Raw genomic sequence first — 13,160 nt, 5'->3', positions numbered from 1 at the left:
CCCCGGCACATCACCCAGACCGGGTGAACGCCCGGCGCAGCTCGCGCCGGTGCGACCGTCGATGAGTCCCGCCGGCCCGCGGGGTCACACCCGCATGACGACCGCCACGCACGTCCCCGGCCCCGCCCACGTCCCGGACCTCGCCCGCACGCTCGTCGCGGAGCCGCACGTCGCGCACCTGGCGACGCTGCTGCCGGACGGGTCGCCGCACTCCGTGCCCGTCTGGGTCGCGTGGGAGGGCGAGCGGCTCGCGTTCCTCACCGGCCCCCGCTCGCGCAAGGCGCGCAACGTCGACCACGACCCCCGGGTGGCGGTGTCCGTGACCCACGCGGAGCGGCCGTGGGAGATGGCGATGCTGCGCGGCCGCGTCGTCGAGGTCCTGGTGGGCGCGACGGCGTGGGTCGTCGTGGACCGGATGTCGTGCGCCTACACGGGCGCGCCGTACTCGCGCGACGAGGACCGCGTCGTCTTCCTGGCGGAGGTCGAGCACGCCACGGCGATGTCGTTCGGCTGACGACCTCCGGCTGATGTGCCCCGGCCGATCCGTCAGCGGGACGACGTGCCCACCGTCGCGGCGGCGGAGACCTCCCCCAGCACCACGGCGTCGATGAGCTGACGCGCCCACGTGAGCACCTCGGCGCCCCGCAGCGGGCGGCCGCCGATGCGCGCCGTCGTCGGGAACGGCACGAGGAAGGCGCGGATGGCGGGCTTGAGGATCGTGCCCGGGTACAGCCGCTTGAGCCGCAGCTGCGCCGACTCGGGCAGGTCGACCGGCGCGAACCGCACGAACTTGCCCTGCGCGGTGACGTCGGTGAGCCCGGCGCGGCGCGCGTGGTTGCGGAAGTCGGCGACCTCGAACAGCGCGGACGCGACGTCCGGCAGCGCGCCGTAGCGGTCGACGAGCTCGGCCCGCACCTCCGCGAGGCCCGCGGCGTCCTGCGCCGCCGCGATCTTCTTGTACGCCTCCAGGCGCAGCCGCTCGGTCGCGATGTACGACTCGGGCAGGTGCGCGTCCACGGGCAGCTCGATGGTGACGTCGGGCTGCTCCTCCTCGCGGTCCCCGCGGAAGGCGGCCACCGCCTCGCCGACCATGCGCACGTAGAGGTCGAAGCCGACGCCCGCGATGTGCCCCGACTGCTCCCCGCCGAGCAGGTTGCCCGCCCCGCGGATCTCGAGGTCCTTCATCGCGATCTGCATGCCGGCCCCGAGGTCGGTGTGCGCCGCCATGGTGGCGAGCCGGTCGTGCGCGGTGTCGGTGAGCGGGCGCTCCGGCGGGTACAGGAAGTACGCGTACGCGCGCTCGCGGCCGCGGCCCACGCGGCCGCGCAGCTGGTGCAGCTGCGACAGGCCGAGCACGTCCGCCCGCTCCAGGATCAGCGTGTTCGAGTTCGAGATGTCCAGGCCGGTCTCGATGATCGTGGTGCAGACCAGCACGTCCAGCTCCTTCTCCCAGAAGGCGCGGATCACCTGGTCCAGCTGGTGCTCGCTCATCTTGCCGTGCGCGACGCCGACGCGGGCCTCGGGCACGAGCTCGCGCAGCTTGCTCGCCGTGCGGTCGATCGTCTCGACCTTGTTGTGCACGTAGAAGACCTGGCCCTCGCGCAGCAGCTCGCGCCGCAGGGCCGCGGCGATCTGCTTCTCCTCGTACGCGCCCACGTACGTGAGCACGGGGTGGCGCTCCTCCGGCGGGGTGGCCAGCGTCGACATCTCCCGGATGCCGGTGACCGCCATCTCCAGCGTGCGCGGGATGGGCGTGGCGCTCATCGCGAGCACGTCCACGTTGGTGCGCAGCTGCTTGAGCGTCTCCTTGTGCTCGACGCCGAAGCGCTGCTCCTCGTCGACGATCACCAGGCCGAGGTCCTTGAACGGCACCTGCCCGGTGATGAGGCGGTGCGTGCCGATGACGACGTCGACGGTGCCCTGGCGCAGCCCCTCGATGGTGTCCTTCGACTCCTTCTCCGACTGGAAGCGCGACAGCGCCCGGACCGTGACGGGGAAGCCGGCGTACCGCTCCGAGAAGGTGTCGAAGTGCTGCTGCACCAGCAGCGTCGTGGGCACGAGGACGGCCACCTGCTTGCCGTCCTGCACCGCCTTGAACGCCGCGCGGATGGCGATCTCCGTCTTGCCGTAGCCGACGTCGCCGCAGATCAGCCGGTCCATCGGGACGGCCTTCTCCATGTCGGCCTTGACCTCGTCGATGGTGACGAGCTGGTCGGGCGTCTCGACGTACGCGAACGCGTCCTCGAGCTCGCGCTGCCACGGCGTGTCCGGGCCGAAGGCGTGCCCCTGCGTGGCCATGCGGGCCGAGTACAGGCGGATGAGCTCGCTCGCGATCTCCCGCACGTGCTTGCGCGCCCGCGCCTTGGTGTTCTTCCAGTCGGCGCCGCCCATCTTGGACAGCGACGGCGACTCGCCGCCCGTGTACTTGGTGACCTGGTCGAGCTGGTCCATGGGCACGAACAGCCGGTCGCCCGGCTGGCCCCGCTTCGACGACGCGTACTCGATCACCAGGTACTCACGCGTCGCGGCGTTCGCGCCCGCGCCGAGGGTGCGCTGCACCATCTCGACGAACCGGCCGACGCCGTGCTGCTCGTGCACGACGAAGTCGCCGGCCTTGAGCTGCAGCGGGTCGACGACGTTGCGCCGCCGGCTCGGCATCTTGCGCATGTCGCGCGTCGTGGAGCCCTGCCGGCCGGTGAGGTCGGACTCGCTGAAGACGGCGAGCCGCAGGTCGGTGGCGACGAAGCCCTTGCCGACCAGCGCCGGGGCGACCAGCACGACGCCGCCCTCCGGCTCCTCGCCCAGCTCGGTCACCAGCCGGGCGGCCGTGTCGACGGACGCGAGCTGCTCGACCATGCGCCGCGCCGGGCCGTGGCCCTCCGTGGTGAGCACGAGCCGCCAGCCCGCGCGCTGCAGGGTCTGCACGTCGTCCAGCGCGCGCTGCAGGTCGCCGCGGTAGTGCTCGACGTCGCGCGCGCCGACGGTGAACGTCGCGACGCCGTCGACCGCGGCACCCTGGGCGGGCACGGCGTCGACGTCCTCGCCCTCGGGCGCGCCGGCGTCGAGCGCGAAGCTCGACAGCGTCCACCAGCCGAGCCCGCGGCGGGCGGCGACGTCGCGCACCTCGGTGAACGTCTCGAACGACGCGGCGGAGAGGTCGATCGGCGCCGCGCCCCCCGCGACGGCGCCCGTCCAGGCGGCGGCGAGGAACTCCTCGGTGGTCGCGACGAGGTCGTGCGCGCGCCTGCGCACGCGCTCCGGCTCGTCGAGGATCAGCAGCGCGTCGTCGGGCACGAGGTCGAGCACCGGCACCATGCGGTCGACCAGCACGGGAGCGAGCGACTCCATGCCCTCGACGGCGACGCCCGCGGCCAGCCGGTCCAGCATCTCGATGGCGCCGGGCAGGCGCTCGGTGAGGGCGGCGGCGCGCTCGCGCACGGCGTCGGTCAGCAGGATCTCCCGGCACGGCGGCGCCCACAGACCCTGCTCGGCGATCTCGAGGGAGCGCTGGTCGGCGACGGCGAACCAGCGGATCTCCGTGACCTCGTCGCCCCAGAACTCGACGCGCAGCGGGTGGTCCTCGGTGGGCGGGAAGACGTCGAGGATGCCGCCGCGCACCGCGAACTCCCCGCGCCGCTCCACCATGTCCACGCGCGTGTACGCCGCGCCGACGAGGCGGTCGGCCACGTCCGTGAGGTCCGCCGACGTGCCGGTGTGCAGCTCGACGGGCTCCAGCTCGCCGAGGCCGTCGACGACGGGCTGCAGCAGCGCCCGGGCAGGCATGACGAGGACCCGGATCGGGCCGGTCTGCCCCCGCTCGGCGGCGGGGTGCGCGAGCCGCCGGAAGACGGCGAGCCGCTTGGCGACGGTGTCCGCGCGGGGCGACAGGCGCTCGTGCGGCAGCGTCTCCCACGCGGGCAGCACGGCGACGTCGTCGGCGTGCTCGTCGGGCAGGTACGCCCGCACCGCCGCGGCGAGCTCGTCGGCCTCGCGGCCCGTGGCGGTGACGACGACGAGCGGGCGCCGCTCGGCGGCCGCGGCCAGCAGGGGCGCGCGCACGCCCGCCGGCCCGACGACGTCGGCCTCGCCGCCCGCCGTCACGTGGTCCAGGGCGGCCGCGGCGCCGGGGTCGGCGAGCAGGGCGGGGACGATGCCGGTGAGGTTCATGCGGGTCCTTCGGGGCGGGCTGGGCGCGTCTGTCGAACGGCGGTCACGCCGGGCGGGCGCCTCGACGAGCACGCGGCTCGACGGGCGCAGGCACGACGACAGGCCCAGCTCTCCCCGGGACGCACGAGGTGGACCGACCGTGAGCGCACCGACCGTGCGGGCGGGCCTGGGGCGGGCACCGTGCGCCCGGCGGGGGGGCCGGGCGTGCCGCACCAGACTACGCCGACCCTCCGACGCCCCGCCCGCGGCGACCGGCCCCCGGGCCAGCACTCGCGGGCGCCAGGGCGGGTGGGCACCGGGTCGGGTGGGCGCCGGGGTCGGGCGCCGTCAGCTCCCGGAGGGCAGGTAGTCCTGCAGGTTCTCGGGCAGGTTCTCCGGGATCAGGTCCTCGGGCACGTTCTGCAGCAGGTCCTCGCAGGCCGCGGCGTCGCCGGCCTGGCACTGGCCGCCCAGCTCCTGCAGCTCGCCCGCGTTGCCGACCAGGCCGCCGAGCTCCTGCAGGTCGTCGAGGGAGAAGTCGCCCGTGATCCCGCCCAGCAGCAGCTCGGGCACGGAGATGTCCGTGCCGGCCAGCTCGCTCGCGGAGTCCAGGGCCGCCTCGATCTGGTCGCCGTAGGCGTTCCAGAACAGCAGGCCCCCCACCACCAGCAGCGTGGTGAGGATCAGCTGGATGGTGCCCAGCACCACGCCCGTCGTGGCCATGCCCCGGCCGCTGGTGCCGCGCCGGCGCGTCCGGTCGCGGCCGATGCTGCCCAGGATGATCGCCAGGATCCCGACCAGCGGGACGACGATGCCCAGCAGCCCGAACAGGAGGGCCGCGACCGCCGTCGGCTCCGTGCCGCGTCGCGCGGGCTCGCGCGGCGGCGTCGGCGCGGGCTGGTGGCCGCCCTGCCCGTAGCCGCCCTGCCCGTAGCCGTCCCCACCGGGGCGCGCGCCGTGCACGGGCGCCGGCGCGGGTGCCTGCGCCTGCGGGTACGGCTGCGCCGCGCCCCACGGGTCCTGTCGCGGCGCCGGGGGCGGCGTCTGCCCGCCGAACGGTGCGTCGGTGCCGCGCGACGGGAGCGCCTGCGTGCGCTCCGGGGCGGACGCGGGCAGCACCTGGGTGGCCTCGGGCGCCGGCGCCTGCTGGTGCGGCGGCAGCACCTGCGTGCGGTCCGAGGCGGCCGGCGACATCACCTGCGTGTGGTCCGAGGCCGCCGGCGACATCACCTGCGTGTGGTCCGCCGGCGGCGGGGGCACGTCCCGCTGCCCGGGCAGCACCTGGGTGTGCGGTTCCGACCGCGGGTCGTATCCGTGCTGGTCGGCGCCGTGCTGCTGGCTCATGAGGCTCCCGGGTCGAGTCGACGAGACGCCGATGCTACGCAACCCGACCGGTCGGAGTCAGCCCCGGTCCGCCGGCGTCACGACGCCTCCACCGAACCGGCACGTCGCCCGGTGCCGCCGGGCCCGTCCCCGGGGTGCCTCAGCCGTGCGCGCCGCGGGTGGCGATGCGACGGTTGGTGTCGGCGATCGCGGCCCGCTCGTCGTCCGACAGCCCCGCCCGAGCCAGGATGCGGCCGAGGACCTCGCTCTTGAGCAGGAGGTACTCGTCGATGTCGGCGGCCACCGCGGCGGCCCGGCGCTTGACCGCGTCGTACTCGGCCCGCAGCGCGGCGTCCGACCGGAGGGTGTCACGCACGGCCAGGTGGTTCCGCAGCGCCAGGGAGCCGTCGACCACGACGTAGGTGTTGCTCGGCCGAAAGCGCTCGGGGACGCCGAAGGCGTAGCGGCCGGCCACCCCGAGGTCACCGCGCGGGACGAGGCCGAGGCCCGCCAGCGCCGCCGTCGCGCCGTCGACGCCGGCCTCGGCGACCACGACGTCGACGTCGACCACCGGCTTCGCCGCCAGGCCGGGGACCGCGGTGCTGCCCACGTGCTCGATGCTCCGGTAGGGCGCGCCGGCCGCGTCGAGGGCACGGGCGTACGCGGCCCGCAGCTCGGAGAAACGCTCCGCCCAGGCCGGCTGGTGGTCGACGACCTCGACCACGGCTGCCCCGGGCCGCCCTACACCGTCTGGAGCACGCCGGACAGCTGCGCCGACGAGTCGTACATGCGCTGGATGTCGTCGGGGTCGACCTGGCTGACGAGAGCCGCGGCCAGCACGATGAAGACGATCCACGCGATGATCCCGATCGCGCCGAGCACGATGCCCGCGATCGCGAGCCCCTTGCCGGACTGGCCGGTGCGCTTCACCCGCGACAGCCCGATGATGCCCAGCACCACCGGGATGATCGCCAGGCCGAGGATGCCGGTGACCAGCGCCGCGATAGAGAAGCCGTCCGTGCCGGCCGACGGCGGCGCGTACTGCTGCCCGTACGGCTGGGCGTACTGCTGCTGGGGGTACTGCTGGGGATACTGCCCCTCCGGCTGGCCGGACGCGTAGCCGGGCGGCTGGTTCGGGTCCTGCGGGGAACCCGGGGGCTGCTGGCCGTACGAGACCTGCGGTGCCGCCGGCGGCTGCCCGTACGGGTCCGGCCGGGCGGCGGGGTCCGGCCCGGCCGACGGGTCGGGCTGCGCGTACGGGTCGGGCTGCGCGTACGGGTCGGGCTGCGCGTACGGGTCGGGCTGCTGCGGCGACGCCGGCGTGCCCGGCTGCGGCGGCTGCGACTCCCCCGGCGTCCGCTCGTCCGGGTTCGGCTGCGTGCCGTCGTCCTGGCTCATGGCCGTTCCTCCCTCGTCGGCGTCCGCCGCGAGACCCGCGGCGCCCTGTGACCTCCCACTATGCCCGACCTGCACCGTCTGCGCGGCGAGGAGGGACCTGTCGTGCCGCCCGCGCGTCGGCGAGCCCCGTCAGTCCTCGCCCACGTCGAACAGGCACCGGTCGCCGCGCCCGCCGCAGGTCAGGGCGAAGTCTTCGTACTCGGAACCCGGGGCGGACTCCCAGTAGAGCTCGTCGCAGGCGAGGTCGTCACCGCCCTCGCAGGAGTCGTAGAGGCCGTCGAGGGTCGCGTCGTCACCGTAGGACTGGGCCGTGCCCTGCGAGATCTCCGAGCTCAGGTCGTCCAGCACGCCCTGCTGCTCCAGCGCCCCGAACGTCGCCACGAGGACCAGCACCCCGATCAGCCAGCCGACGGTCGAGAGCGCGCCGAGCACGATGCCGGCGATGGCGAGCCCCTTGCCCGGCCGCTGGGACCTGGTCGTCCTCGACACCCCCACGATGCCGAGGACCAGCGGGACCAGCGCGAGCCCGAGGATCCCGGTGACGAGCGCCGCGATCGACACGCCGTCGGTGCCCTGCGGCGCCGGCGCCGCGGCCGGATACGGGGACTGCGCGTACGGCGACTGCGCGTACGGCGACTGCGCGTACGGCGAGGTCTCCTGCGTCGTGTAGCCCGTGTAGGGCTCCGCGACCGTGGAGGTCGCCGGGCCGTGGGCCTGACCGGGCGGCGTCGTCGACCCGCCCTGGTCGTCCGCGACCGGCTCGTACGGGTTCCACCCGTCCGTCGCGCCCGTGCCCCGGAACCCGTCACCCTGGTCCATGCCCACCACTCTCCGTCCGTCGCGACGAGAGCCGTCCCCCGCGCGTGCAGCGCCGAGAGTCGCACCGCGGACGACGCCGCCACAAGACGCCTCGCCCTCTCGTGACCGTTTCGTCACCATGGACCGCTGTTCACCCGTCCGTTCACCCCGTCCGGCACTCCCGCCGGCCCCGCGGCCGGTGACATCCTGATGCCGGCGGGCCCGGCCTGGGACCCGGCCCGCCACCAGCTTCCTGCCAGCACCTGGAGGGATCGTGCGGGTACTCGTCGTCGGCGCCGGGATCATCGGGCTCGCCACCGCGGCACGCCTCGCGCGTCGCGGCGACGAGGTCACGGTGATCGACAAGGAACCGGGCCTCGCCCACCACCAGACCGGGCGCAACTCCGGCGTCATCCACTCCGGCCTCTACTACGCGCCCGGGAGTCTGAAGGCCCGGCTCGGCACCGCGGGCGCCGCGTCCATGACGCGCTTCGCCGCCGAGCACGGCGTCGCCGTCGCGACCCCCGGCAAGCTCGTCGTCGCGACCGCCGCGGACGAGCTCGACCGGCTGCGCACGCTCGCCGCGCGGGGGGCCGCGAACGGCGTGCCGGTGCGGGAGCTCAGCCCCGCCGAGGCGCGGGAGCACGAGCCGGAGATCAGGTGCGTGGGGGCGCTGCGCGTCGAGACCACCGGCGTGGTCGACTACCGCGGCGTCTGCGACGTCCTCGCCCGCCAGGTGACCGACGCCGGCGGGACGCTGCTGCTCGGCCGCGCCCTGCGCCGCGCGCGCACCGTCGGTCAGGAGGTACGCGCCGAGGTGGAGACCACCGCGGGCGGCGGGCACGGGACGTCCGAGCTGGTCGCCGACGCGCTGGTCGTCTGCGGCGGCCTGCACGCCGACCGGCTCGCGCTCGCCTGCGGCGTCGACCCCGGCGCGCGGATCGTGCCCTTCCGCGGCGAGTACTTCGACCTCGCGCCCGCCGCGGCGGACCGCGTGCGCGGCCTCGTCTACCCGGTGCCCGACCCGCGGTTCCCGTTCCTGGGCGTGCACCTGACGCGCGGCGTCACCGGCGGGGTGCACGCCGGGCCGAACGCCGTGCTCGCCCTGGCCCGCGAGGGGTACCGCCGCCGCGACGTCTCCCTGCGCGACGTCGCCGACTCGCTCTCCTGGCCCGGCCTGTGGCGGCTCGCCGGCCGCAACCTCGTGCCGGGCGCCGAGGAGGTGGCGCGCTCGATGTCGCGCACCCTGTTCGCCTCCGCCGTCGCCCGCATGCTGCCCGGCACCACCGCCGACGACCTGCACCCCGCGCCCGCCGGCGTCCGGGCGCAGGCGCTGCACCGCGACGGCTCCCTCGTCGACGACTTCCTGCTGCGCACCGCGCCGCGGCAGGTGCACGTCGTCAACGCGCCGTCGCCCGCCGCGACGGCGTCGCTCGAGATCGCCGCGCACGTCCAGGCGGAGCTGGACCGGACGCTGGTGGGAGTGCGCTGAGGCCGTCGCCGCGGGTCAGCCGGCACCCGAGTCCACGAACCGGAAGTAGTCCGCCCGCGCGGCGGGGTCGGGGACGTCGTGCCGCAGGGCCTTCTCGTCCGCGCCCGGCACACCGCGCCGGATCGCTCGTTCGATCCTGCGGTCCGCGACCGCGTCGCGCACCAGGGCCGCCGCGGTCCCCCACGCCCGCGGCCGAGCGCTCGAGTAGAGCCGGCCGGCGCGGTGCCGGTCCCCCGGCAGGTCCGGGAAGCCGTGCCGCGCGTCGAGCGCCGCCGTCGCCGCCCCCAGGGCGCCTCGGCGACGCAGGCCGGTCTCCCCCAGGTCCCCGAGCACCCGGGCCGCGCGGTCCAGCACGAGGCCCACGGGCGCCTCCATCCGCATGGCCCGGGCACGCGCCCCGATCCCGGCCCGCGCCGCACCGCAGGCCTCGACCGCGCGCGCCACGTCCACGAGCCACATGAGCCGACCGGCGCCGCACTGCGCGGCGTGGAACGCCAGCACGAGCACCGTGTCGACCGGGTCGAAGGTAGGAGCGGTCCGGCCCCCGCCCAGGTCGACCGCCCGGCGCCGGCCGATCATCGCGTCCGGGTCCGTCCGATAGGTACGTCGCGTGCCGCGCGGGACGGCGACGTCCCAGTGCAGGTCGAGGTGCACCCCCAGCGGGCCCCGCATCGCGTACTCGGCGCGGCGCGACGTCGCCATGAGCGGCCAGTTGCGGTCCTCGCCCGTGCACCCGCCGTCCTCCAGCGCTCCGACCGCACGCCGGAACATCGCGCGCGGCACGTAGAGGTCGAGGTCGTAGTACTCCCGCATGTCCGGCGCCGGCCACAGCGCTGCGGCCGTCGGGCCCTTGCCCACGACCCACGGCACGTCGGCGCCGTCGAGCACCGCCCCGAGCCGGGACAGCTCCGCGAGGACCCCGAGGTGCCGCACCACCTGCTCGTCGCGCGCCCTGCGCAACGGCGCCCGCCACGCCTCCGGGCAGTCCGGGCGCCCGGAGACGTGCTTGGCGACCGCGGGGAGGACCCGGTGGTCCTGCGCCGCGTCGGCCAGCAGCTCCAGCGAGATGCTCTCGAGCGGTGCGAGGCCCCGCGCGGCCGACGGCGCGACGGAGTCGACCAGCAGCTGGGCCAGCGGTCGACGCGCCGTCGTTCGTCCGTCCACCCTCGGCACGATAGGCGCGCACCGAGCCCGGCGGACCCCCGCCAGCGGGCGAAATCCCGCCGGGACCGCCCACCGGCCGCCCGGTCGCGGCTAGCGTGAGTGGCGCCGGCATCCGCCGGCGCGGGCGCCCTCGGGCGACGGCCGGGACGGAGCGATCGCAGTGTCGGAGACGACGGCGGGCGGGGACGCGGGCGAGGCGAGGTCGCGGCGCCTGCTGCGCCACGTCCGCGGGTCGCTCGCGGTCTCGTGGCGCGCGAGCCGCGCGTCGTTCGTCGTCATGCTCGCCCTGCAGGTCCTCGTCGCCGCCGCCCTGGCGGGCCAGGTGCTGGTCGTCGCGTCGCTGCTCGACGTGCTGCTCGGCCTCTCGGACGGCTCCGGCACGTTGCGGTCGGTCGTGGGGCCGGTGATCGCGCTGGCCGCGCTCACCGCCGTGACCACGGTGGCCGGCGGGCTCCAGGTCTCGGTGCGCCGGGTGCTCGGCGAGCACGTCGCGCGGCTGATGGCCGAAGACGTCCAGGCCGTCTCGACGAGCGTCCCGCTCGAGCAGTTCGAGTCGGCCGTGTTCTACGACCGGCTCCAACGGGTGCGTGTGAACGCCCTCTCCCGGCCGTTCCAGGTCACCCAGGGGGTGTTCGACCTCGTCGGCTCCACGATCTCGACGGTGGGCGTGGGCGCCGCCCTGGTGGCGCTGCACCCCGTGCTGCTGCCGCTCCTCGCCGTCGGGGGCCTGCCCCTGCTGGTCACCGGGCGGCGTGAGGGCAGGCTGGAGTTCGGGTTCAAGGTCGCCCAGACGACGAACGAGCGCGAGCGCATCTACACCAACTACGTGCAGAGCACCCGCGACGAGGCCAAGGAGATCCGGGCGTTCGGGTCCGCCCCGTGGCTGCAGTCGCGCTACCGGGAGCTGTACGCGACGTACCTGGTCGCGCTGGGCCGGCACGTCCGCCGGCGGGCCCTCACCCACGGCGTGGGGAACCTCGCCGCCGCGGTGGTCCTGGCCGGCGTGCTCCTCGTGCTCGCCTGGCTCATCACCCGTGGCGCGGTCTCGTTCTCGGAGGCGGGCGCCGCCGTCGTCGCGGTGCGGATGCTGCAGGGTCAGATCCAGGGCATCTTCGGCGGCGTCCAGCAGATCTTCGAGTCCGGGCTGTTCCTCGACGACGTGCACGAGTTCCTGGACGAGGGGCGCGCGGCGGCTGCCACGGCCGAGGGCGTCGCCGAGCCGCCCGCGGAGTTCCCCGGCGTCTTCGCCCGCAAGGTGTCGTTCACCTATCCCGGAGCGGAACGGCCGGCGCTGCAGGCCGTCGACCTGGCCCTGCGTCCGGGCGAGGTCGTGGCGCTCGTCGGCGCCAACGGCTCGGGCAAGACCACCCTCGCCAAGCTGCTGGCCGGGCTGTACGTGCCGACGTCGGGCGAGGTCCGCTGGGGTGAGCGTCCTCTGGCCGAGCTGCGCCGGGCGGCGGTGCGCGACCAGGTCGCGGTGATCTTCCAGGACTTCGTCCACTACGCCTACACCGCCACGTGGAACGTCGCGCTGGGCCGCTCCGAGGTCCCGGTGGACCACGAGCGCGTGCGACGCTCCGCCCGGGTCGCGGGCGTCGACGCCGCGCTCGCGAGCCTCCCCGACGGCTACGAGTCCCGGCTGTCGCGGATGTTCCCCGGGGGGACGGAGCTGTCCGGCGGCCAGTGGCAGCGGGTGGCGATCGCCCGCGCCTTCTACCGCGACGCCGCGCTCGTCATCCTCGACGAGCCGACGGCGGCGATGGACCCGCTGGCCGAGCACGACCTGTTCTCGTCGCTGCGGGCCACGCTCGACGGGCGGACGGCGCTCTTCGTCTCGCACCGCTTCTCGACCGTGCGCTCCGCGGACCGCATCGTCGTCCTCGACGACGGCGCCGTCGTCGAGGAGGGCAGCCACGACGAGCTGATGGCGCTCGACGGCGCCTACGCCGAGATGTTCACCGTCCAGGCGCGGTCCTACCTGGCGGGGACGTCCGCGCCCACCAGCGCGGGGTCCGACGACGGCGCCACCGCGCGCGACACCGCCTCGGCCAGCCGGGCCCCCAGCGTCGGGCCGAACGGCGGCCCCCACGGCACGTCGGCGACGAGCACGGGCACGCCGCGCGCGACGTCGGCCATGTGACCCAGCTGCTCGCTCTGCAGCCGTGCGTCCCGCCAGCCGTGCAGGCGCGGGTAGTGGAGCAGCTCCAGGAGCGCCGCCGTCCCCGTGCGACGGCACACGGCGAGGTCGCCGCCGCCGCGGTCGGGCCGCGGCACGACGATCGCGCGCAGGCGCCGGCCGTCGCGCGCGCCGGCCCCGAGCTGCAGCACGTGGCGGGCGTCGGCGCTGACCCGCCGGCCCGGCGCGCGGCCGGCGAAGCGGTCGACCAGCGTGTCGGCCCCCTTGCGCAGGCGGACCTCGGTCGCCCCCAGCCGGGCCGCGAAGCCGTCGCCGTCGCGGTCCAGCCGCAGGACGTCGTCCGTGACGAGCGCGGCACCGTCGGCGCACATCAGCGTCGCCATCGTCGACTTGCCCATGCCCGAGTACCCGACGAAGGCGAGGACACCCTCGTCGTCCTCGACGGCGCTGGCGTGCAGCACGATCTCGCCGCGCAGCGCGAGCTGGAAGGCGAGCATCCCGCCCGTCGTGAGCACCCGGCTCAGGCCGGGGTCCACGCCGTCCGACTCCCGGAGCACCACGTCGCGGAGGTCCGCGGAGACCTCGAAGTCGCACGCGCCGTGGAACCGCAGGAGGTGGCCGTCCGCGCCGAGGTCCCACGCCGTGTACCAGGGGTCGTCGGCGACGGCGTGGTGCAGGATCTCCCGACCCGTCGGCACGGTG

Annotated in this window: 9 protein-coding genes; 3 read left to right on the top strand and 6 right to left on the bottom strand. The window is 75.6% G+C overall.

Annotation, left to right across the window (positions count from 1 at the left end; translation table 11 throughout):
- Positions 1–94: 94 nt before the first annotated feature.
- A complete protein-coding gene (locus tag IEW03_RS13470) occupies positions 95–514 on the top strand; it encodes a TIGR03618 family F420-dependent PPOX class oxidoreductase (RefSeq protein WP_188524220.1) in 420 nt (139 codons plus the stop codon).
- A gap of 32 nt (positions 515–546) precedes the next feature.
- Here IEW03_RS13470 and mfd read toward each other — a convergent pair whose 3' ends face one another.
- The 5 genes from mfd to IEW03_RS13445 all read right to left on the bottom strand — a co-directional run bounded on the left by mfd (position 547) and on the right by IEW03_RS13445 (position 7,686).
- Entirely contained in the window at positions 547–4,167 is a 3,621-nt protein-coding gene (gene mfd, locus IEW03_RS13465) for a transcription-repair coupling factor (RefSeq protein ID WP_188524219.1), read from the bottom strand.
- 327 nt (positions 4,168–4,494) lie between these two features.
- Positions 4,495–5,490, bottom strand: a complete 996-nt coding sequence (locus IEW03_RS13460; RefSeq protein WP_188524218.1) for a DUF4190 domain-containing protein — start codon at positions 5,488–5,490, stop codon at positions 4,495–4,497.
- Positions 5,491–5,629: 139 nt separating this feature from the next.
- A complete protein-coding gene (locus IEW03_RS13455; RefSeq protein ID WP_188524217.1) occupies positions 5,630–6,193 on the bottom strand; it encodes a GrpB family protein in 564 nt (187 codons plus the stop codon).
- A 17-nt stretch (positions 6,194–6,210) separates the two neighbouring features.
- Positions 6,211–6,867 carry a DUF4190 domain-containing protein gene (locus IEW03_RS13450; RefSeq protein WP_188524216.1) on the bottom strand — a complete coding sequence of 219 codons (657 nt, stop codon included), beginning with the start codon at positions 6,865–6,867 and terminating at the stop codon, positions 6,211–6,213.
- A 129-nt stretch (positions 6,868–6,996) separates the two neighbouring features.
- Positions 6,997–7,686 (bottom strand): DUF4190 domain-containing protein, encoded by a 690-nt coding sequence (locus IEW03_RS13445; RefSeq protein WP_188524215.1) that lies wholly within the window; start codon positions 7,684–7,686, stop codon positions 6,997–6,999.
- Positions 7,687–7,939: 253 nt separating this feature from the next.
- On the opposite strand from IEW03_RS13445, the gene lhgD reads away from it, so the two are divergent.
- Complete coding sequence (gene lhgD, locus IEW03_RS13440; RefSeq protein WP_229738015.1) at positions 7,940–9,157, top strand: L-2-hydroxyglutarate dehydrogenase; 1,218 nt, start codon at positions 7,940–7,942, stop codon at positions 9,155–9,157.
- A gap of 15 nt (positions 9,158–9,172) precedes the next feature.
- Here the strand turns inward: lhgD and IEW03_RS13435 are convergent, their stop codons facing one another.
- Positions 9,173–10,321: a nucleotidyltransferase domain-containing protein gene (locus IEW03_RS13435; protein ID WP_188524214.1), complete on the bottom strand. Its 1,149-nt coding sequence runs from the start codon at positions 10,319–10,321 to the stop codon at positions 9,173–9,175.
- 160 nt (positions 10,322–10,481) lie between these two features.
- On the opposite strand from IEW03_RS13435, the gene IEW03_RS13430 reads away from it, so the two are divergent.
- Positions 10,482–12,461 carry an ABC transporter ATP-binding protein gene (locus tag IEW03_RS13430; protein ID WP_229738013.1) on the top strand — a complete coding sequence of 660 codons (1,980 nt, stop codon included), beginning with the start codon at positions 10,482–10,484 and terminating at the stop codon, positions 12,459–12,461.
- Positions 12,462–13,160 lie beyond the last annotated feature (699 nt).

This window comes from Isoptericola cucumis (assembly GCF_014635665.1).
Classification (GTDB): Bacteria; Actinomycetota; Actinomycetes; order Actinomycetales; family Cellulomonadaceae; genus Isoptericola; species Isoptericola cucumis.
This window is presented reverse-complemented; position numbering and strand designations above follow the sequence as displayed.

Coding starts and splice junctions, on each gene's coding strand:
- IEW03_RS13470 (WP_188524220.1), top strand. CDS start 95: ATGACGACCGCCACGCACGTCCCCGGCCCCGCCCACGTCCCGGACCTC.
- mfd (WP_188524219.1), bottom strand. CDS start 4,167: ATGAACCTCACCGGCATCGTCCCCGCCCTGCTCGCCGACCCCGGCGCC.
- IEW03_RS13460 (WP_188524218.1), bottom strand. CDS start 5,490: ATGAGCCAGCAGCACGGCGCCGACCAGCACGGATACGACCCGCGGTCG.
- IEW03_RS13450 (WP_188524216.1), bottom strand. CDS start 6,867: ATGAGCCAGGACGACGGCACGCAGCCGAACCCGGACGAGCGGACGCCG.
- IEW03_RS13445 (WP_188524215.1), bottom strand. CDS start 7,686: ATGGACCAGGGTGACGGGTTCCGGGGCACGGGCGCGACGGACGGGTGG.